The sequence below is a fragment of the Branchiibius hedensis genome, assembly GCF_900108585.1.
Lineage (GTDB): Bacteria > Actinomycetota > Actinomycetes > Actinomycetales > Dermatophilaceae > Branchiibius > Branchiibius hedensis.
In genome coordinates this window covers 46,150-64,197 of the sequence record NZ_UESZ01000002.1, presented here as the reverse complement: position 1 = coordinate 64,197, position 18,048 = coordinate 46,150, and the positions used below count along the sequence as shown (strand labels likewise).

General features: G+C 67.2%; 25 protein-coding genes. 12 read left to right on the top strand and 13 right to left on the bottom strand.

The features are described 5' to 3' along the window. Positions 1-189: 189 nt before the first annotated feature. Complete coding sequence (locus DR843_RS18845) at positions 190-786, bottom strand: IS630 family transposase (RefSeq protein WP_281268899.1); 597 nt, start codon at positions 784-786, stop codon at positions 190-192. Positions 787-916: 130 nt separating this feature from the next. Next, positions 917-2,182, bottom strand: coding sequence for an MFS transporter (locus DR843_RS18840; protein ID WP_109689299.1), 1,266 nt, complete (start codon positions 2,180-2,182; stop codon positions 917-919). Positions 2,183-2,596: 414 nt separating this feature from the next. On the opposite strand from DR843_RS18840, the gene DR843_RS18835 reads away from it, so the two are divergent. Next, positions 2,597-3,460, top strand: a complete 864-nt coding sequence (locus DR843_RS18835; RefSeq protein WP_109689297.1) for a helix-turn-helix domain-containing protein — start codon at positions 2,597-2,599, stop codon at positions 3,458-3,460. A 172-nt stretch (positions 3,461-3,632) separates the two neighbouring features. Continuing rightward, entirely contained in the window at positions 3,633-4,190 is a 558-nt protein-coding gene (locus DR843_RS18830; RefSeq protein WP_109689295.1) for a hypothetical protein, read from the top strand. 304 nt (positions 4,191-4,494) lie between these two features. Here DR843_RS18830 and DR843_RS18825 read toward each other — a convergent pair whose 3' ends face one another. From DR843_RS18825 to DR843_RS18795, 9 genes are all read right to left on the bottom strand, one after another. Further along, positions 4,495-4,806 (bottom strand): hypothetical protein, encoded by a 312-nt coding sequence (locus DR843_RS18825; protein ID WP_109689293.1) that lies wholly within the window; start codon positions 4,804-4,806, stop codon positions 4,495-4,497. A gap of 29 nt (positions 4,807-4,835) precedes the next feature. Next, complete coding sequence (locus tag DR843_RS18820; protein WP_109689291.1) at positions 4,836-5,537, bottom strand: Lsr2 family DNA-binding protein; 702 nt, start codon at positions 5,535-5,537, stop codon at positions 4,836-4,838. An 18-nt stretch (positions 5,538-5,555) separates the two neighbouring features. Beyond that, positions 5,556-5,996: a WhiB family transcriptional regulator gene (locus DR843_RS20825; protein WP_281268898.1), complete on the bottom strand. Its 441-nt coding sequence runs from the start codon at positions 5,994-5,996 to the stop codon at positions 5,556-5,558. Continuing rightward, positions 5,993-6,823 carry a helix-turn-helix domain-containing protein gene (locus tag DR843_RS18810; RefSeq protein WP_170119955.1) on the bottom strand — a complete coding sequence of 277 codons (831 nt, stop codon included), beginning with the start codon at positions 6,821-6,823 and terminating at the stop codon, positions 5,993-5,995. Before DR843_RS18810 ends, DR843_RS20825 begins: the two co-directional genes overlap by 4 nt. Beyond that, complete coding sequence (locus DR843_RS20205; RefSeq protein ID WP_170119954.1) at positions 6,799-7,374, bottom strand: hypothetical protein; 576 nt, start codon at positions 7,372-7,374, stop codon at positions 6,799-6,801. Before DR843_RS20205 ends, DR843_RS18810 begins: the two co-directional genes overlap by 25 nt. Positions 7,375-7,414: 40 nt before the next feature. Beyond that, positions 7,415-7,804, bottom strand: coding sequence for a hypothetical protein (locus DR843_RS20200; protein WP_170119953.1), 390 nt, complete (start codon positions 7,802-7,804; stop codon positions 7,415-7,417). Between the two features lie 214 nt (positions 7,805-8,018). After that, the gene (locus DR843_RS18805; protein ID WP_109689287.1) at positions 8,019-8,381 is read right to left on the bottom strand and encodes a hypothetical protein; all 363 of its coding nucleotides are present in this window, start codon (positions 8,379-8,381) and stop codon (positions 8,019-8,021) included. A 66-nt stretch (positions 8,382-8,447) separates the two neighbouring features. After that, positions 8,448-8,975 carry a M48 family metalloprotease gene (locus tag DR843_RS18800; protein ID WP_109689285.1) on the bottom strand — a complete coding sequence of 176 codons (528 nt, stop codon included), beginning with the start codon at positions 8,973-8,975 and terminating at the stop codon, positions 8,448-8,450. A 2-nt stretch (positions 8,976-8,977) separates the two neighbouring features. Continuing rightward, positions 8,978-9,481: a hypothetical protein gene (locus DR843_RS18795; protein WP_109689283.1), complete on the bottom strand. Its 504-nt coding sequence runs from the start codon at positions 9,479-9,481 to the stop codon at positions 8,978-8,980. A gap of 334 nt (positions 9,482-9,815) precedes the next feature. Between DR843_RS18795 and DR843_RS18790 the strand changes: the two genes are divergently transcribed. From DR843_RS18790 to DR843_RS18760, 7 genes are all read left to right on the top strand, one after another. Further along, complete coding sequence (locus DR843_RS18790; protein WP_170119952.1) at positions 9,816-10,700, top strand: ParB/RepB/Spo0J family partition protein; 885 nt, start codon at positions 9,816-9,818, stop codon at positions 10,698-10,700. Further along, complete coding sequence (locus tag DR843_RS18785; protein ID WP_170119951.1) at positions 10,697-11,368, top strand: hypothetical protein; 672 nt, start codon at positions 10,697-10,699, stop codon at positions 11,366-11,368. The genes DR843_RS18790 and DR843_RS18785 overlap by 4 nt, the downstream gene beginning before the upstream one ends. A gap of 69 nt (positions 11,369-11,437) precedes the next feature. Beyond that, positions 11,438-11,725: a hypothetical protein gene (locus DR843_RS18780; RefSeq protein WP_109689277.1), complete on the top strand. Its 288-nt coding sequence runs from the start codon at positions 11,438-11,440 to the stop codon at positions 11,723-11,725. Next, positions 11,722-11,937, top strand: coding sequence for a hypothetical protein (locus DR843_RS18775; RefSeq protein ID WP_109689275.1), 216 nt, complete (start codon positions 11,722-11,724; stop codon positions 11,935-11,937). The genes DR843_RS18780 and DR843_RS18775 overlap by 4 nt, the downstream gene beginning before the upstream one ends. Continuing rightward, complete coding sequence (locus DR843_RS18770) at positions 11,934-12,227, top strand: hypothetical protein (RefSeq protein ID WP_109689273.1); 294 nt, start codon at positions 11,934-11,936, stop codon at positions 12,225-12,227. Before DR843_RS18775 ends, DR843_RS18770 begins: the two co-directional genes overlap by 4 nt. 58 nt (positions 12,228-12,285) lie before the next feature. Then, positions 12,286-13,290: a DUF932 domain-containing protein gene (locus DR843_RS18765; protein WP_109689271.1), complete on the top strand. Its 1,005-nt coding sequence runs from the start codon at positions 12,286-12,288 to the stop codon at positions 13,288-13,290. 94 nt (positions 13,291-13,384) lie between these two features. Continuing rightward, positions 13,385-13,645 (top strand): hypothetical protein, encoded by a 261-nt coding sequence (locus tag DR843_RS18760; RefSeq protein WP_109689269.1) that lies wholly within the window; start codon positions 13,385-13,387, stop codon positions 13,643-13,645. 57 nt (positions 13,646-13,702) lie between these two features. Here the strand turns inward: DR843_RS18760 and DR843_RS18755 are convergent, their stop codons facing one another. Together DR843_RS18755 and DR843_RS18750 are read right to left on the bottom strand one after the other, a co-directional pair. Further along, a complete protein-coding gene (locus DR843_RS18755) occupies positions 13,703-14,203 on the bottom strand; it encodes a hypothetical protein (protein WP_109689267.1) in 501 nt (166 codons plus the stop codon). Between the two features lie 4 nt (positions 14,204-14,207). After that, the gene (locus DR843_RS18750) at positions 14,208-14,624 is read right to left on the bottom strand and encodes a hypothetical protein (RefSeq protein ID WP_109689265.1); all 417 of its coding nucleotides are present in this window, start codon (positions 14,622-14,624) and stop codon (positions 14,208-14,210) included. A gap of 218 nt (positions 14,625-14,842) precedes the next feature. On the opposite strand from DR843_RS18750, the gene DR843_RS18745 reads away from it, so the two are divergent. The 3 genes from DR843_RS18745 (at position 14,843) to DR843_RS18735 (ending at position 18,029) form a co-directional block, all read left to right on the top strand. Next, a complete protein-coding gene (locus DR843_RS18745) occupies positions 14,843-16,075 on the top strand; it encodes a tyrosine-type recombinase/integrase (RefSeq protein WP_245934257.1) in 1,233 nt (410 codons plus the stop codon). Further along, positions 16,072-16,449, top strand: coding sequence for a helix-turn-helix domain-containing protein (locus DR843_RS18740; protein WP_109689262.1), 378 nt, complete (start codon positions 16,072-16,074; stop codon positions 16,447-16,449). Before DR843_RS18745 ends, DR843_RS18740 begins: the two co-directional genes overlap by 4 nt. A gap of 68 nt (positions 16,450-16,517) precedes the next feature. Beyond that, on the top strand, positions 16,518-18,029 hold the full coding sequence (locus DR843_RS18735; protein WP_211310351.1) for a site-specific integrase: 1,512 nt from the start codon (positions 16,518-16,520) through the stop codon (positions 18,027-18,029). Positions 18,030-18,048 lie beyond the last annotated feature (19 nt).

The window sequence follows — 18,048 nt, the reverse complement described above, 5'->3', positions numbered from 1 at the left end:
GATGCCCGTGCCGCCCCTATTCGCGCGGTCCCTATAGCAGCACTTCCTGCCCCCATGCCATTCCGGCTCCGTGACTCCGCCCTTGCGCACTCCGACAATCGTGGCGGACTGTGGCTACTTGGTGCTGGCGTTGGCGATGGCCCCCTGAGGCTTCGTCGCCGCACAATTGTCGAGATGGCAGCACTGGAGCTAGTGGCCCGTGTTTGAAGTGGTCTGACGGTTGGCTTTCTGCAGGATCTCGTCGGCGGTCTTCGTCCACACGAAGGGGTGGCAGCGGTCGTTCCAGCCGTCGATGAAGGCGCGGATCTTGGCGTTCAGGTCTTTGACCGAGCCGAACGAGCCGCGGTGGATGGCCTGACGTTCGATGATCCCGAACCAGACCTCGACCAGGTTCAGCCAGGACCCGGAGGTCGGGGTGAAATGGACCTGGATGCGCGGGTTTGCCGCCAGCCAGTCGCGGACCTCGGCCTTCTTGTGGGTGGCGTAGTTGTCCATCACCAGGTGCAGCTCGCCGTCGGGGTACGCGCGGGCGACCTGCTTCAGGAACGCCAGGAACTCCTGGTGCCGATGGCGTGGTTTGCAGGCCGCGGTCACGGTGCCGGTCGCGACCTCCAAGGCCGCGAACAACGGCGAGGTCCCATGCCGTTTGTAGTCGTGGGTGCGCCGCTCGGGCAGCCCAGGCTGCATCGGCAACATCGGCGCGCGCTGCCTCGGCGCAGTGGCGCACTTGTCCCCGGTGGTCGCCGTTTCGTCGAAGATTGTCGGCTGGTCGTGGATAGCGTGCATCGTCAACAGCTTTACCTTCCGCACGTGTTCGGCATCTCAAGTCCGGAAGCCTAGTTCGCCGCACTCTTGCCATCGTCGACCGGCTCCCTTCTCGCGCCGACGCCGCGATGACCCTCGTCATGACAGACATTTATGCGAGATGCCGGCTTGTTGCACCCGTCGCTGGCATCGGTCGGATGCGGTGATAGATCGCTGCGACGGGCGCCATTAGTAGGCCTGCGATGGTCATCGCGACCGGAATGCTCGCTCGGGAGGCCACGGCCCCAAGGATGGGTCCACCGACGACTTGCCCGAGCGCGTCGGCTTGGCTGGTCATCGACAGCGTCGTCGAGCGGGCCGTCGACTCAATGTTGCGGTTCAGCCACGCTGCCTGGACCGGGTAGAGCAGGTTTCGTGCGGCATCGCGGATCCACATCGAACTCAGTGCCGGCCACAGGGACCCGACCATGGCGAAGCCGATGACACCGCCTGCTTGGATCAGCGCGAGTAGGGCTAGCAGCGTGCGGGGGTGCACTGCATTGATCCGTTCGGCCACGAAGCGGTTGGCGAGAAGGCTTGTCGCCAACGAGATGAGCGCGCCGATGAGCGCGAACACGGTGAACCAGGTAGCTGCGCTGGCTCCGCCGGTTCCCGGCAAAGTGAAGGCGTTGATGATGTGCGCCGTCCACAACCGATCGAAGACCTCGGACGACGCGCCGGTGATGACCGCAATTATCGCGAACGATCGAACGATCCCCGGCCGGCGCGCGGCAGCCAAGCCGGTGTGGAAGGTCTCGGTCATCTGGGCCCAGGTGGAGCGATCTGAGGCGGGGGTGCGGTTGAAACCGGTCTCTGGCAGTAAGGGGGCCATGACGATTGCGAGCAGCACGTAACCGGCCCCGGCCACGAGCATCGGGACGCGAAGGTCGATTCGAGCCAAGAGCCCGGCAGCGATAATGCCCACGAAGTTGAGCGCGAGGTGCTGTTGCTGGAAGCGAGTGAACAGCGGTTGGACGGCGTCAGCGCCGACTTCGTCGGTGATCCAGGCATCGACCGCGCCGGAGATGAACGTGAACCCCAAGCCCCACACCACCTGCGCGGCCAGGATGGGCACGAACGACGGCATCGCACCTTGGATCAGGATCCCCACGCCGACGATGACGGCACCGATCAAGGCCGATAATCGCCGCGAGTAGACGTCGGCCACGATGCTGGTCGGCACCTCGAACAGGAAGCAACTGGCTTCGAGGCAGGCACCGACCAGCACGAGTTGGGCGGGACTGAGGTGGGCGACTTGGACTTGGTAAAGCAGAGTCAGCGTGAACGCAATGGTCTGCAGGAGTGACCAAGAGCCTTCCCACCACAGGTAGGCGGTGCGGGCAGAGATGGGACGGCGGCCGATGTATGACGACAACATTTAGGAGTGTCCTTGAGCAGTAGCCCCCACTTATCAAGTGGGCGGGGTCACGAAGAAGATAGCGAGCAAGCGACGCAATAGAACGTCGGATCTGCGGCATGGCCGCCACAGGGCGGCCGCTGTTTCGTGACGGTGCACTCGATCTTTGACGCAGCCGATAAGACCGCGAGAGATCAGATTTGGGGAGTGCACCCTGCTCAAGCTGGACGACGCATGACTGCGACTCTACACGAGTCTGTTGTTAGCGAGCTCTTTAGCAGTGCGACGATCCTGGCCGGACGGGCAAGGGAATTCCCTTGCACATGACGACGGCGCGAGCCCGTGATGCGTCCACTTTACATAATCACGGTTATCGGTCATTTACTGTCAGTTTTATGCTTGCATTGACACTATGCACCGTTTACTGTCCGAAGTATGGGACATGACTTCGAGGTTGTGGCATGGCGGCTGCGGTCGGTGATGGCTGCGAGGGACGTGCGGTTCGCCGCTGATCTGCATCGCCGACTCGTCGAGGTTCTTGGGTCTAATGCGCCGAGTTCGGTGCAGGTGGCCCGGCTGGTGCGAGGAGTGCCTGGGCGATTGACGATGCGGGTTCTCGACGGCCTTTGTGTCGCGCTGGCCTGCACGCCTGGCGATCTCCTGGAGGCCGATTCGACCACCCGTCGCACCATTCCCGCCCAAGACACCCCGCAGCACCCACCGCCCGGCGGTCTCGTCGACACCGACGTCCTGGGTGGACCACGCACGGTGCAGGCCATCGCGGATGTGGCTCGTGACCGCGGCATCCCCTCATGGCCCACAGAAGCCGCGTTCATCGCCGACGACCCCGACCGTCGCCGGAGCGCACACTTCATTCGCGGTCGGCTGCTCGACGCACCCCACGACGCCGGCGAATGGGTCTTGAAACACGTCGTCCCGACGCACGAGGTGTACGCGTACCGCACGCCACCCGCGGCTGAACGCTTCGCCCTCGCCGACGACCCTGTCAGGTCGCACGCTGCAAGCGGTCGAGTCGACGGCACCGGAGACCAGTGGGGGCCGTGCTACCTGCTCGGGCTCGCCTACGACACGTCCATCGTCCTCCACGGCATCGAGCAAGCCGACATCTCCGATCGCCCCGGAGCCATCACGTGGGTCCACGGCAGACTCACCCTGCTCAACACGCTGCTGAAGGCTCTGGCGCTCGGGTCGCCAGCAGGGACCCTCGAAGATGGCTTGCGCCGATACGTCGACGCCCCCGGTGAGCCATACACCGACAGTTCGGTGGCAAAGCACTGATGTTGCGTTCGAGCTTCGACGCCGACCTGGACGACGTGCCGCCGCCGCATCTCCGCCATCTCGCTCCGGGAGCTCACTGCGAGAACTTCCCGCTCGTGACCACCGACCGCGCGCGTTGGTCCTTCAGGGGGCAAGGTTTCCTTCAGGTAGACACTGGCAGGAGAGAGTCACCATGACCGATTACCGCATGGGCCACAGCGCGCCCGAGGACGACGGCTACAGCGCCCAGCTGCCGGCCGTGCGGGACCGCTTCGGTCCCGACATCCTGGACCAGCCCGATTTGTACGGCACCTGTGACGACGAGACCCTGCGTCAGATGACCGTTGCGGTCGACGATCCCGACACCATGGTGCGGATCTACCGCGCCGTTCCCCCCGAGCATCTGGAAATCAACCGCGGCGATTGGGTTACCTTGTCGCGCGCTTACGCTCACGATCACGGCTACGTCGACGATCGTGTTGCCTGGCCAGTGGTGTTCGCCGACGTTCCTGCCCGCCAGGTCTGGACCGATGGCAATGACCCGTCCGAGTACGGCTACGGAGGCCCTGATCTGACCGGTCTCGATGGGTATGCCGAATCCGATGTGATGCCACCGCCACCGGCAAGCGGGCCTGCTCGAGCACCGGATGAGGAGACGATCCAGTTCACGCCATCGCAGGGTGCACGCGAAGAGCGGCGGGTGCCTCCGACCTCACCGGCCGTGACACGAGCGCCTGATCGATCGATCTGAGCTCAGACGGTTCGCCGCCCGGCCATGGCCAGCACCACCCGGTCGTAGAGGTGAATCTTCCGTCCCGACTCGGCCGTTCACGCACAGGCGGACCGCCACGTCCTGAGCTTCCTCGCTCAGCTCGCGTCGTCTGGCACCGAACCGGGCGGTTCGGGCTCTTCGTTCGTGCTCAGCTCCGTATGCTGTTCGCCTTGTGCAGTCGCGTACGGCTTGTGCTGGCAGCAGCAAGATCGGAGCGCGCCACCGTGTCGTCGGGCGTCCTCGCAGTCGCCGGCCCGGTGCGGCTCGCGGCATCCGACGCAGATCATGGCTCATCCCTCCGGTCGGTCTTGTTCTGCGCGACGATCTGGCGAAGGGTTTCGTCCCAGGCGTCCCGCTCATGCACGCACAGGCTTGCCCGCCATTGCGCGTACCGGTCGGCATCCCGGCCTGTGGCCGGCAGCCCGTTGGCGTCGAGCACGATCCACTGTCGTCGTGGCCGCAGCTCGAGCGCGATGAGCATGGCGACCCCAACGGCCACGCCCGGGACTAGCCACCCCAACCCGGCCGAGAAGAGTGCGCGCATCAGGATGCCGGCAAATACCAGCTGGAGTGCGAGCACAGTCCCGGTCAACACACGTCGCATGGCTATGCCGCCGTCGGTGCTTAGGCCGCGGCGTGTGCGGCGTCGTAGGCGTCGCGCACCGTGTTCGGGATCTTGCCGTACGCGGGGCATCCGATCCCCTGCTGGCTAGCCCACTCGCGCACCTTCGCGGCCGGCGCACCCAGCGGCGGCGCTGTCTTGGTGCTGCGCGTCTTCGCCCGCAGCTTCTTCAGCTCTGCCTCGAGTTCCTCGATCCGCTGCAGCCGCTTGGCGTTCGCGGCCTTCTCGGCCGCCTGGGCGACTCGCTCGCGTTCCTCGGCCGCCAGCCGCTGACTTAGGTCACCGATCAACGCGGCGACCTTCACCCCGAGAGCACGAGTGCGTGCCTTGGGTGAGTTGGAGGCCACGACGATGAGCTCGTTCGCGGACGGCTTGACCTCCCGGGCGCTCACGACCGTCGGTCGCGGGTCCGTCGGGCGTGGAGTGTTCCGCGTCGTGCCTCGCGGATCGGCTGGTGGCGCGGCCGACCGGATGGTCGGCGACGGTAACGCGGCCGAGGCAGCGGGTTCGTTGATTCGCCTTTCGAGGATGTCGCGGGACCATTCCATCTTGGACAGGTCCGGGTAACCGTGGCTGATTTTGATGTCCTGCACCGCGGTGACGGTCAGGCCGGTCGCGGTGGCGATGAAGGTGTCGTCGCGGCCGTTGATGAGGTGCTTGACGACGGTCAGGGTGGTCTCGTTGGTGACACTCTGGGTGGACATGGCATGTATCTCCCTTGTTCAGGACTGATTGGTTGCGTGTGTGAGTCGTCGGCGGGTCCGCTCTGAGACGCCGCCCCAGACGCCGAAGCGTTCGTCGTTGGCCAGGGCCTGGTCGAGGCACTCGGCTGCGACCGGGCATCGTCGGCAGATGCGTTCGGCTTCCTTGGTTGAACCGCCTTTCTCGGGGAAGAAGATCTCCGGGTCTGTCTGGGTGCACAAGGCGTCGGCTTGCCAGCCCAGGCACAGAGCAGGCTGGACCGGATCTGGCGCGGCAGCCTCCGCGGTCACGGTTGGAGCGGTGGACTTGCGGGACCGGTCGATCCCGTGCCGGATGGCGTAGTAGTGGACCATCGACGTGCTGACCCCGATGGCGTCCGCGATCTCCTGGCTGGGCAACCCGTCGCGCATCAGGCCGAGCATCAGTTCCCGCTGGTCCGGACTCAGTCGCTTGCCGCTCATGCGGCTGACTCCTTCCAGCTCGACGGGATGTCGAACTCTTTGCGAATCCGCTGCACGGTGCGGCTGGTGACCCTGATCCGTACCCCGATCTCGTTGTCGGACAGTCCTGTTGCGGCCAGGCGCCGAACTGCCTCTGCTCGCTCGGTGACGGTCAAGCCGACCCGGTCGCCGGCCACCGCGCGCAGCACCGCGACCTCGTCGACCAGGTCGTGCGTTTCCTCACCGCTCCACGGCTGCCCGCCCGGGTCGTCGATCGTGTCGTCATCCCAGGCCAGTGGCGGCGCGAAGCCGAGACGTCGCGCGGCACCGAGCGTCTGGCGTGAGGTTCCGGGCGTGTCCCACAGCCGCTCGTAGGCGCGCAGTGCCCGCTCGTGGTTGGTTCGGGAGATCCAGGCGCCCGGGTGGCCCTTGATGTTTCTGACGACGTCGGCGGTGGCTCCGCCGGCCATGGCTTCGGCGATCGTCGTCGAGGAGTGCCCGATCGCCTGAAGTGCTTCTATGCGTCGACGAGCACCGACTGCCGGTACGAAGTCCTCGGCGCCGCTGCGGGCCAGTATCGCGGCCGGGGTGACGGCTTGGATGCGGGCTGCGTACGGTCTGCGCACTTGCTCCTGCCCGCCGGCGATCCTGCTGATCTGGCTGACAGACACCCCAGCCTTGTCGGCGATCGCCCGCATCGACGCCCCGGCTGTGCGCAGCTGCTCGATGTGCCGGCGGGTCGGTGCGGCGTCGATGTACCGGGTGATCCCGCGATAGCGATCCAGGCGCCAGTGTTTGGCCCAGTTCGGGTCGCTGGTGGGCATCACGAGCTCCTGGTTGTCGCGCACGGCTCGCAGAGTGCGACCGGTGTCGTGCCGTTGTGACTGCATACCGTGGTGGCATCGCGGTCGCCGCACTGACTGCACAGGATCCGCAGGTACGTCGCGGCGGCCTGCTCGCCGTGGTGGTAGTCGCGGTTGTGCCTGCGGGCCAGCCATTCGGCCTCGCCGAGGCTGGCGCTCTCGATGACCGAGATCCCGCAGGTCAGGCAGCCGGCGGACCACAGTTCGGCCGAGCATGTGGGCTTGAGGACGCCACTAACCAGCGAGTGCATCTCGCCGAGCATCATGGCGACGGCGTTGTCGCTGGAGGTCACCTCGAACCGGTGGCCGATCAGCAGGATGTCGACGACCCAGATGCCTGTTCGCGGGTTGTGATGGGCGCGAGCGACGGGGAACGCGTTGTCGAGTGCGCCCATTCGCAGCTCCAGGTAGGCCTCGCTGTGACGGACCAGGTCAACCGGGACGATAGGTCCGGTCGGCGGGGTCAAGATCCACGAGGTGACTTTCGGTCGATCGGCGACCGGCGTCATCGTGGCGGTTCTCGTGAGCGTGGTCATTCTGAACACTCCTCTGTTCCTTGGGTTTTCACTGCTGTCGTCACATGTAGCCGAGAAGCTGATGGCCAGGTCCATAGACGCGGACGGTGTCGCCACCATCGGGGCTGTAGTCGATCTGTCCGCCGGCGCGCCTCACGGCGTCGGCCGCAGCGGCAAGGTCTTCGTGGGCGGCGAATAGCGTCTGGTGCCGTTGGTCGCGGCGCCGGTCAGCCGCCGAAGTCGCGCACTCCCCCGGCCCCCGGTTATCCCGCTGCGTCCGCCACGTCTCATACGCCTGCCGATAGGCGGCGTTCGCGCGGATGAAGCCGGCCGCTGCCAGCGCAAGACCCGTCCTCACCGGCGGGCCAGCAGTTGCGCCGGTCGAGCCGGTGATCGATCTGGTCATCGTTCTCGTCGTCACTCGAACAACAACAACTTCGATGAGGCTCATGCCGACTCCACGTGTATGGACTAGAAAGAGTAGATATTTCGAGTGTGCTCCTCCGGCCCCCTCATCCGCTGGCTCGCTGCTTGCCCTGTGGACAAACCATCTGCCGCTGCTTCGTCCCACTCCCCTGAAGGCGAGCCTGGGCGCCGTGGCGGTCACGACCACGCGGCCCGAACCTGCCCAACGAGAGACAGCTCACGCCCGGCTCGCTAAGCCGTCATTCCTCCGCAGCTGCCGCCTCCACCACGGTCCCGCAGTCACGGCACTCCCGGCCGAGTACGCCGGGCCGTGTGTGCAGGTGCCAGCAGTCATCCTCGCGCCATCGGGCGATGATGCTCACCTCGGCGATCCGGTTGCGTCCGTGCGCGTCGGTGAAAGTGACCAGCAGGCCGCTCTCCCCGTTGATTGCGCCGGCGGGGTCGAAGGCGGGGTGCATGTCGGCTCTAGCTCCGATCCCGTCGACGTGGGCATCGGAGCCGTCGATGATGTGGATCAGGTCGGGTCCGACATCGGACAGAGTGAGTTCGGAAACGCTCATCGTGGGCGCGCTCGAGTCGGGTGCTTTCGTGGTGCTGCTCATGGTCGAAATCCCTTCGGGTGAGAGGCTTTCGAGCCAACGTACTCTTTCTACTCTTGGTGCGATTCGTCATCCACAGGTGGACCGTTCGGCCCACGTCGGGTGAGTTTTGATCAGCTTGGCCAGTGGTCCTCGACCCGTCGCCGGCGGCCGCGCGAGCCAGGCAGGTGCGCCGTTGGCGGCCGCGAACGAGTCTGCCTGTCGTTCCCGCGGCAAGACCACTCGTCGGGCGATGACTGCCAGGGTGGCCACGAAGACGATGGGCAGCAGCGCGATCGACCACCGCCAGAAGGCAGCGCTGACAATCGTGGCCAGCTCGACCGCGCCACCGGCGACCAGATAGGGCGCAGCCGAGCGCAGCTGCTGCCGCCGGCTGCGGGCGTGCCCCAGCACGACGTGACCGATTTCGTGCGCGACGTGGAAGCGCATGGTGGCGTCGTCGACGAGGATCTCGTGTGCGAGCACCAGCTGAGCACCCGTGTCGGTCATCCGCGCGATACCGCCGGCGCCAGCGGCCCACGTGATGCTGGCCAGCTCGACCTGGTGCGCGGTCGCCAACTGGGTGGCCCATCGTTCGGCGTCGGCCTCGACCGGCATGCTTAGGCTCGAGCGCGCTTGGGTGGCTTGTTCGGCAGAGGATCCGGGGCCAGCGGCAGCCGGCGGCCGCCGCGCCTCGCGCGCGTCTCACCGATCGCGGCCGCAGCCGCTTCGCGGGCGAACTGGGATCGGCTTACCATCCGTCCCATCTTGGCGCGATCGTCGGTGATCGCCTGCTCTATCTTGGCCTTCAGGTCCGCCGGCACCACGTGCGTCTTAGTGAACCCGTCCAGCGGCTCACCCGCATCTTTGAGCGCCCCCTGGCTACCACTTGGGTTCCGCTCCGGCACCGGCACCTCGAGCGCTGCCCGTGCCCGGGCGCTGCGACGCACGTGCCGCTCGAGGGCGCGCTGGAACCACCCGATCCATGAGTCCGGACACTTCGGCAGGTCGTCGAGGTCGGCCATGTAGGCCGACCGTGACAGCTCCCAGGTCTCCCTGTCCCAGTACACCGCGAACGCCGCCAAGCCCCTCTCAGCCAGGGTCAGCTTGCGCTTGGGCGCCATCGACGCACCTCCGTAGTGTCTGCTCTTCGTGCTCCGCATCCGAAGGGTATCTGCGGCTGCGGCCCAGTAGCCGCCGGCCTTTCCTGCGCCGAGCAGAAGGCCTAACACCCTCCCGGTACTGACCGGTGACCCTTGCGCGGTGCCAGCGGCCGGCGAGGTCGAGGGTATGCCCGGACATCTGCTCATTGCCCGCCGCCGCTCCGTCGCAGGCCTTTTCCACATGGGTGCCCGCCGCGTCCGCCACTGTCCACAGCCACCCAAGGCCCTGCCCGGAAACCCCTCGCGCGCGGGCACGATAGCACTACCACTCTTTCTATTCCACCACGGAGGAACCATGAGCGCGACCACCACCACCACCGCAGCAGCAGCAGCCGAGGTGACCGACACCGTTGTGGCCATCGATCCAAACCAGGTCCAGATCGGTGCGAATGTGCGCCTGGACCCCAACGTCGACAAGGAGTTCGTCGCCAACGTGCGCGACCGAGGGGTCATCGTCCCGGTCGTCGGCTACTTCGACCACGACGGCCAGTACGTCGTCGTCGACGGCCAGCGCCGGACTCTTGCCGCCATTGAAGCGGGGCAGCCGACCATTCCAGCGTTCGCCACCCACCGCCGCGAGGATGCCGACCGCATCATCGACCAGATGTCGGCCAACCATCACCGTGCAGCGATCACCACCGCAGAGCGGGCGAAGGGCTTCGAGCAGTTGGCCGGGTTCGGCCTGTCTGTCGCACAGATTGCCAAGAAGACCGGCTACAAGCGCCCCGAAGTCGACGCCGGTCTGAAGGTTGCGGGGTCCGACTTGGCGAGTAAGGCCACCGAACGATGGGACTTCCTCACGTTGGAGCAGGCAGCCGCCCTCGCAGAGTTCGAGCAGGACGCCGACGCGCTCAAGGCCCTCACGGTCGCCGCCGAGCGAGGCCACGGGTTCGACCACGAGTTGCAGCGCCAGCGCGACAAGCGTGACGACCGAGAGTCCATCGCCGCCTACGCCGAGCAGCTGACCGCCGAGGGTGTGACCGTGATCGACCGGCCCTCCTACGACGAGAAGGCGATTCTCGCCCTGCACCGCCTGGTCGACGCGGACGGCAACAAGATCACCCCGGAGACGCACGCCGACTGCCCCGGACACGCCGCCTATTGGAACGTGACTGGCGTTGGGTCGAGTCCGACGATGAGGACGAGGACGACGACGCCACCGAAGAGCGCGAGCAGGTGACGGTCGCCACCTACGTCTGCACCGACGCCAAGGCGCACGGCCACCAGGACCGTTGGGCGAGTAACTCTGGCGGCAGCACCAAGAAGAAGGCTGCCGACATGAGCGAGGCCGAGCGAGAGGCTGCCCGCGCCGAGCGTCGCGACGTGATCGAGTCCAACAAGGCGTGGCTGTCCGCCGAGACCGTCCGCACTGCCTGGGTGGTCAAGTTCCTGACGCGCAAGACGGCCCCGAAGGGAAGCGCTGCATTCGTCGCCGCGACCCTCGCCGACGAGGCCCAGTGGCTCAGCGACCACCGCACACCCGGCAAAGTGGACGAGCTGCTGAACGCAGGGAAGACCCGCTCGCGCGGCGACCGTTCCAAGGCCGTCGAAGGTGCCACCGAGGGCCGAGCACTGATGCTCGCAGTCGGTCAGTGCTGCGCCGCCTACGAGGCGCAGATGGGCACGCACACCTGGCGGGCGGTCTCGTCCGGCCCCGCCCGCTACCTCGCGTTCCTCGCGGCCAACGGCTACGACCTGGCCGACGTGGAAAAGCGCGCGGCTGGCCTGGACAAGCCCGCGCCCAAGCCACGCGCGAAGAAGACCCGCAAGGCCACCGCTCCCACGCCGGAGACAGACACCACCGAAGGCACCGACGCCGCCAGCGCCGACGCGCACCCCGCCGCCTGACCTGCCCCACCCCCGTGGCCGGTGGCGCGCCTCCCGCGCACCACCGGCCCATCACGAAAGGACACCACCATGGGCACCAAGCCCGACACCGACACCGAGCCTCGCGACGAGGTGTGCGCCTTCCTCAAGGTCCGGTTCGCCGGGGAGCGACGCTTCCTGTTCGTCACCCCGTCGTACGGCACCACCCGGTTGAAGTTCCACGCGGCGATGATCCCGACCCGCGTCCGCGCGATTGCCGCCGCGGAGGTGCAACTCGCCCACGCCGCCGAGAACGGCATCGAGGCAGTAGCGGTCATGCAAGGAGGACGGCGCGTGTTTCACCGGCTGGCCACGACCGCGAAGGAGACAGCCCGATGAGCGTGCGCTACGAGTTCATCGCGGCTGGCTGCGCCGCCACCGAGGTCGTGCACGCTGGCGTCGAACTCGGCTACGACACTGTGACGAGTCCGCTGGCCCTGCTCGTTGCAGGCGATGAGGTGACCGTCATCGAGGGCAGCGGCGAGGAGCTCCAGGCGCTGCTGACCCGCGCGATGGATCAGGTCCGCGCTGCGATGGGCGCGACCCCATGAGCCAGGACAGTGAGCCGCTGCCCGGCTCCTCCCCCACGTTCACCTACGAGCGATGGCGACACGGCGGCTGGTACGTGCCCGAGGTCCGCTACCCCAACGGCGCGATCGGCTGCGTGAGCCGCAACTACCCCGACCACAAATGGCGCATCGTCTGCGACCGCCGCCCGGGCGACACCACCTACCGATCCCGCGACGCCGCCGCGCACGCCGAGTACGACCTTGCTCGCGCACAACACGCAGACCTCGCGTCCGCGAATTCACCTGCCTCTGTGGACAACTCATTTCAGTAGAGTAGAAACATTAGAATTGAGTTTGTCAGGACAGAGAACCACCCGAGAGGAACCACTCATGGCTCACCAAATCGAGACCCACGGCGACCAGGCCGCCGCCGTCTTTGCCCGCAAGGACGCGTGGCACCGACTCGGCACCGTGGTGCGCGACCGAGCGTTCACCGCCGAGGAAGCGATGACACTCGGCAATCTGGGCGGCTGGAACGTCCGCAAGGTGCCACTGACCGCAACCGAGATCACCGAGGACGGCGTCACCACGATGGACGCGCCGGGCTTCGCGACCGTGCGAACCAACCCGTTCACCGGCAACGCCGAGGCCCTGGGCGTAGTCGGCACCGGCTACACCCCCTTGCAGAACGAGGAGCACGCCGCTTTCCTCAACACGCTCTCGCACGAGTCCGGCGCGATCTTTGAGACCGCAGGCTCACTGCGCGGGGGCCGTCAGGTGTTCGTCACCATGCGACTGCCGGAGTCGTTGAGGGTCGGCGGCTCCGACCGCGTCGACCTCAACATCGCAGCGCTGAACAGTCACGACGGCTCGTCGGCGTTCCGCATCCTGATCACCCCGGTACGCGTGGTGTGTGCGAACACGCAGGCAGCCGCGCTCCGCGACCACGTCTCCAGTTTCAGCATTCGGCACACCGCCAACGCCAAAAGCGCCGTGCAGGAGGCCCGCGACGCGCTGGGGCTGACCGTCGCCTACTGCGAGCAGTTCGAGGTCGAGGCCGAGAAGCTGATCCAGACCACGATGACCGATGCCGAGTTCGACGCGCTCGTGCGCCGCTGCTTCCCCGAACCGGCATCGGCGTCCGTGCGCACGCTCAACGCGCACCGAGAGCGCAGCGCCAAGCTGTCGCACCTGTGGCACGACGCCGAGACGCAGGCCGGCATTCGCGGCACCGCGTGGGCCGGCTACCAGGCGGTCGTTGAGTACATCGACCACTTCTCCCCCGTCCGCAGCGGCAACCTCGACCAGGCATCCGCCCGCGCGACCCGGCTGCTCACCAGCGACGACCTGTCGCGGGTCAAGCGCACCGCGTGGGACGCACTGGTCCCGGCCTGAGCCACCCCCACAGCAGCGGTCACGTCGCGCCGATCCAGCGACGCGACGTGACCGCCACCAACCACACAAACTCACCAGCCAAGGAGTCACCCTCATGACCAGTACCCGACGCGACGGCGTCACCGCGCACCCCGACGGAATCCAGTTGGTGCTGGGTGAGTCTGTCATCTTCCACGACGGCGACGGCACCGTGCTGACCGCCGCCGTCCGACGCGGCCACGACGGCCCCGCGACCGTCACCGTGGCCGTCGAAGGCGACGCCCTCACCGTCACCCCCCGCACCGCTCGCGCCCTCGCAGCAGCGTTGACCGGCATGGCCAACACCGCCGAGATTGTCGAGTGCCTCACCGTGTAGTTCCTGCCCTGACAAGACGAGGCGACCGGCTCCCACCGAACCGGTCGCCTCGTCGCGTCACCACAACGCGAGCTGCTCCCCGAACAGTGCCCGCAACCGCTCCAGGTCGGCCGCGACCTCGCCGGGATCGCGCCGCGCCATGTCGCGCAGCTCGCGCGCCCGACGACGCGCGCCGCGCGGGTCACCCAGTGGAGACCCTGTCAACGTCCGTCGTGCAACCCACTCGCGCCGGTTCTCCGCCGCCGACGAGGCCACCACATGCCCCGGCCCGACCCGCTGGCATAACGGGTTGTCGCACTTGTGCCCGAGTACCCGCACGTCGTCAAGACGGTCCGCGCCGTACGCCAAGCCGAACGCGAACCGATGGGCCACCACCACCCGACGCTCACCAAACCAGAACCGCCCGTGGCCACGTCCACTGATCGCTCCCGTCCACCAGGCGCAGTCCGAGCCGGGGACCTGCACGACCTTGGCCGCGTAGCGCGCGACGACGACCGGGTCGGCCAGCGCCTCAGCCAGCGCGGCCACGCCGACCGGACCGAGTCGCCGCGCGCTCACCGGCTCACGACGCCACGGACGGCGACTCGGTTGCGTCGTCCGCCGTGACCGACTCAGGCGCGGCCTCTGTCGGCACCTTGGACGCAGCCGCTGCGCTATCTGCATCACCCTCCGCCGCCGCGTCCGCCGCGTCCGCCGCCACTCGCCGCAGGCGTGCGACCTCGCGCGCGCTCAGCTCGTCCCCGCACCACTGCACCGCCTCGCGCGCCGAGAGCCGCTCCGTCTCGATCATCTCGATCAGCGCCTTGCCCGCACGACGGTCGGCGTCCAACACCGCCGCCTCGCGTTCACGGACGGCGACCAGCACCTCAATCGCGAGCCGCTCCAGGCGACGCTCCCGCTCAGCGCGTTCCTCGCGCCGCTTCGATTGCGCGTCCAGCGCCGCTCGACGCGCCTCCTGCTTGATCGTCTGCTTGCCCATCGATGCGCACCTTTCTCGTGTCAAACCGTCGCACACCCCTAAGACAGTCCGAGCCCTCTCAGCGGTCACAACCACCCACACAGATCCCGCGCAGCCAGCCAGCCCCGATCCCGCACCCCGTACCCCCTCTCAAAATCCCAAAGTCGAAGTCCCACACACCTCTTGCATTCTCGGTAGTTCTGTGGCGAATCGCAGCGGATGCGATCACGCCACAGAGCTTGTTTAGCGACGAGAATCTGCATCTGCGCAGGTCAGGAGTGGCGTTGTCGGGCGGTCGAGTTGGGACCGCAGACACCGTCACTCGAAGGCCTATTCGTGAGGTCGGGGGCGTACCGCTGCTGCACCCCGAGCCGCAGGTGTACGAGGCGATGCTGGAGGGCTGGAATAACCAGATGCTGGCCCGCAACCTTGCGCCGGCGACGATCCGCAACCGGGTCCGGCAGGTGCGAGCCTTCGGTGAGCATGCCGGAGCGTTCCCGTGGGAGTGGTCGGCGCAGCTGGCCGATGAGTGGTTCGCCGATCTACGCGCGATCCGACACTGCAGCCGGTCGACGGTGCGCGGCTATCAGGTCGCGATCCGCGGCTTCTGCGACTACCTGGGTGATCCCGCATACGCGTGGACCGAGGAGTGCGAACGACGGTTCGGAACCCACCCGATCCAGGTGATCAACGAGGTCAACGCCGCGGCTCACGTCGCTGAGGTGGAATCCGAGCCGACGAAGCGGCCCTTCACCAGGGCCGAGTTGCAGGCGCTGTTCGACTACGCCGATGAGCAGGTTGAGGTCAAGCGGCGACTGGGTCGTAAGGGCTGGATGTCGGCGTTCCGCGACGCCACGATGATCAAGGTTGCCTACGCCTATGGGCTCCGCCGCAACGAGACCCGGATGCTCGATGTCGCCGACTTCGGCCGCAATCCCGACGGCGCGGAGTTCGGCGAGTACGGCGTCCTCTACGTCCGATACGGCAAGGCGGCCCGTGGTTCCGCGCCCAAGCGGCGCAGCGTGTTGACGGTATGGCCCTGGTCGGTCGAGGTCCTCGAGCAGTGGTTCGACGAGGTCCGGCCCGTGTTCGGGACCGACGAGAATCCCGCAGTGTGGCCCTCGGAGCGCGCCCCACGAGTGGGTCTGGAGGTCATCAATCACCGCCTCGCGTCCTACCGCGACGCGTTGGGCATGGGGCCCGGGCTGGACTTCCACTCACTGCGACGCTCCTACGTGACGCATCTGATCGAGGACGGCTGGGACCCTCGCTTCGTGCAGGAACAGGTCGGCCACAACCACGCCTCGACTACCTCGATCTACACCCACGTCTCCTCCGACTTCCGCACCCGCACCCTGCGACGCGTCCTGGACGGGATGCTCAACGAGGCACTCGGCGGGGCACTGACGGGCGCGCTCGACGGGGTGCTCGATCCCGATGTCGGTACCGATGGATTGGGAGGTCTGGCATGAGCCCGACGCCGAACAAGAGGCCCGTCCGGCAGCGGTGGAAGGTGTCGTACCAGTGGCGGCTGCGGGAGGTGATGGCCGAGAACCAGATGTATGCCACCACCGAGCTGGTCCCGCTGCTAGCCGAGCGCGGCATCGTCTTGTCTGCCTCCCAGGTGCACCGGCTCGTCACCAGCACCCCGGAACGGCTCTCGCTGCCGATCCTGGCGGCGTTGTGTGACATCTTCGCCGTCGACGCGGCCGAGCTGATCCCCACCGAGGCCACCAGTGTCGGTGTCCGCAAGGTCGTCTCCGGCGACCGGCCCGCCCCTGCCAGGGTGGGCGAGCTTGGCGAATTGAAGCCGGTCCGGGCACGGATCGTGCGACCCGAGGAGTGAACACCCCGCCAGATCACGCCCGGCCAGGTCGCTCCCCACACCGGGACGTCAACGAAGCTGCCACGTTCGTGTGTGCCCGGTGCCAGCGGCCGCTGCGGCTGCCGGTGCGCAACCGCCCGGTTCCCCCGGACTCACGCGGCCGGGTCCTGGTCGCTGTCAGGAGGTGGCCCGAGGGATGGATCTGTGGCGGCTGTTACTCCAAGGCTCGTGAGACCTACGGCGTCTGTCCCGGCTGCGGTGTCGATCGGCTGCTGCCCGGTCTGACCCAGGACGGTGCAGCATGCTGCACCGATTGTGCCGGCGGCATCGGCGACTTCACCTGCACTCGCTGCGGAAACGAGGGGTCGAACGAGTACCGCGGCGTCTGCGGCCGCTGCGTTCTGGGCGATCGGCTTGCTGCTCATCTCGACGACGGCACCGGGCAGATCCGCCCCGAGCTCGTCGCCTTCTATGACCGAATCGTGGCCATGCACCGGCCCCGAGTCGGGATCTTGTGGCTGTCCAAACCCCACGTCCCGCCGATCCTGCGTGCCCTGGCCCGCGGCGATGTCCCGCTCACCCACGACGGTCTGTCCCACCTGTCGCCACTGAAGTCGGTGGTGCACGTCAGAGATCTGCTCATCGAGTCTGGGGTGCTGCCACCGGTCGACCGTCACCTGGTGCTCTTCGAGCAATGGCTTCCCAAGTGGCTGGACCAGATCACCGATCCTGCGCAGCGCAAGATCCTGCAGACCTACGCCACCTGGTCGGTCCTGCACCGACTCCGCTCGGCCGCCGACAACGGACCGGTGGGCCACTACCGTGACCAGAACGCCCGACACCGGCTGCGCGTCGCCGCGGCCTTTCTCGAGCACCTCGCCAGCTGCGGCGTCGACCTGCCTGGCTGCGGCCAAGCCGACTTGGATCGGTGGTTCGCGAACGCCGCCGATGCTCGAAAACGCGCCTCGCGGCCATTCCTGGTGTGGGCGATCCGCACGAAGCGGATGCAGCAGCTGAGGCTGCCGCCCACCCGTGAGCCAGTCCCGAAGCCGATCAGCCTGCGCCACCGCGTCGAGCTACTGCGCCGCATCCATGCCGGTGACGGCATGGACCTGACCGAACGCGTGATCGCGATGCTCATCCTGCTCTACGCCCAACCGTTGAACCGGATCACCCGGCTCACCCTCGACGACATCAGCGTCGACGAAGACGGACAGATGTTGATCCGGCTCGGTGACCCACCCGCCCCGGTGCCGGCGATCTTCGCCGCGATCATCACCGACTACCTCGCAGCCCGGCCGAACCTGACCACCGCCACCAACAAGAACAGCACCTGGCTGTTCCCCGGCCGCCGCGCCGGACAGCCGCTGCACCCCACCTCAATACGATTGAGGCTGAGCAACCTGGACATCCCCAACATGCCCGGCCGCTCACGGGCCCTACGCGAGATGCTCCTGCAAGCGCCACCAGCTGTGGTCGCCGGCATGCTCGGCTACCACACCGGCAAATCCGAAGCCATCGCCGCGCAAGCAGGCACGGCGTACAAACGCTACGCCGTCGGTGATCACAGCCGAACACGCAACCCCCGGCTCAGCCGCTAACCTTTTCACGGGCTGTTGG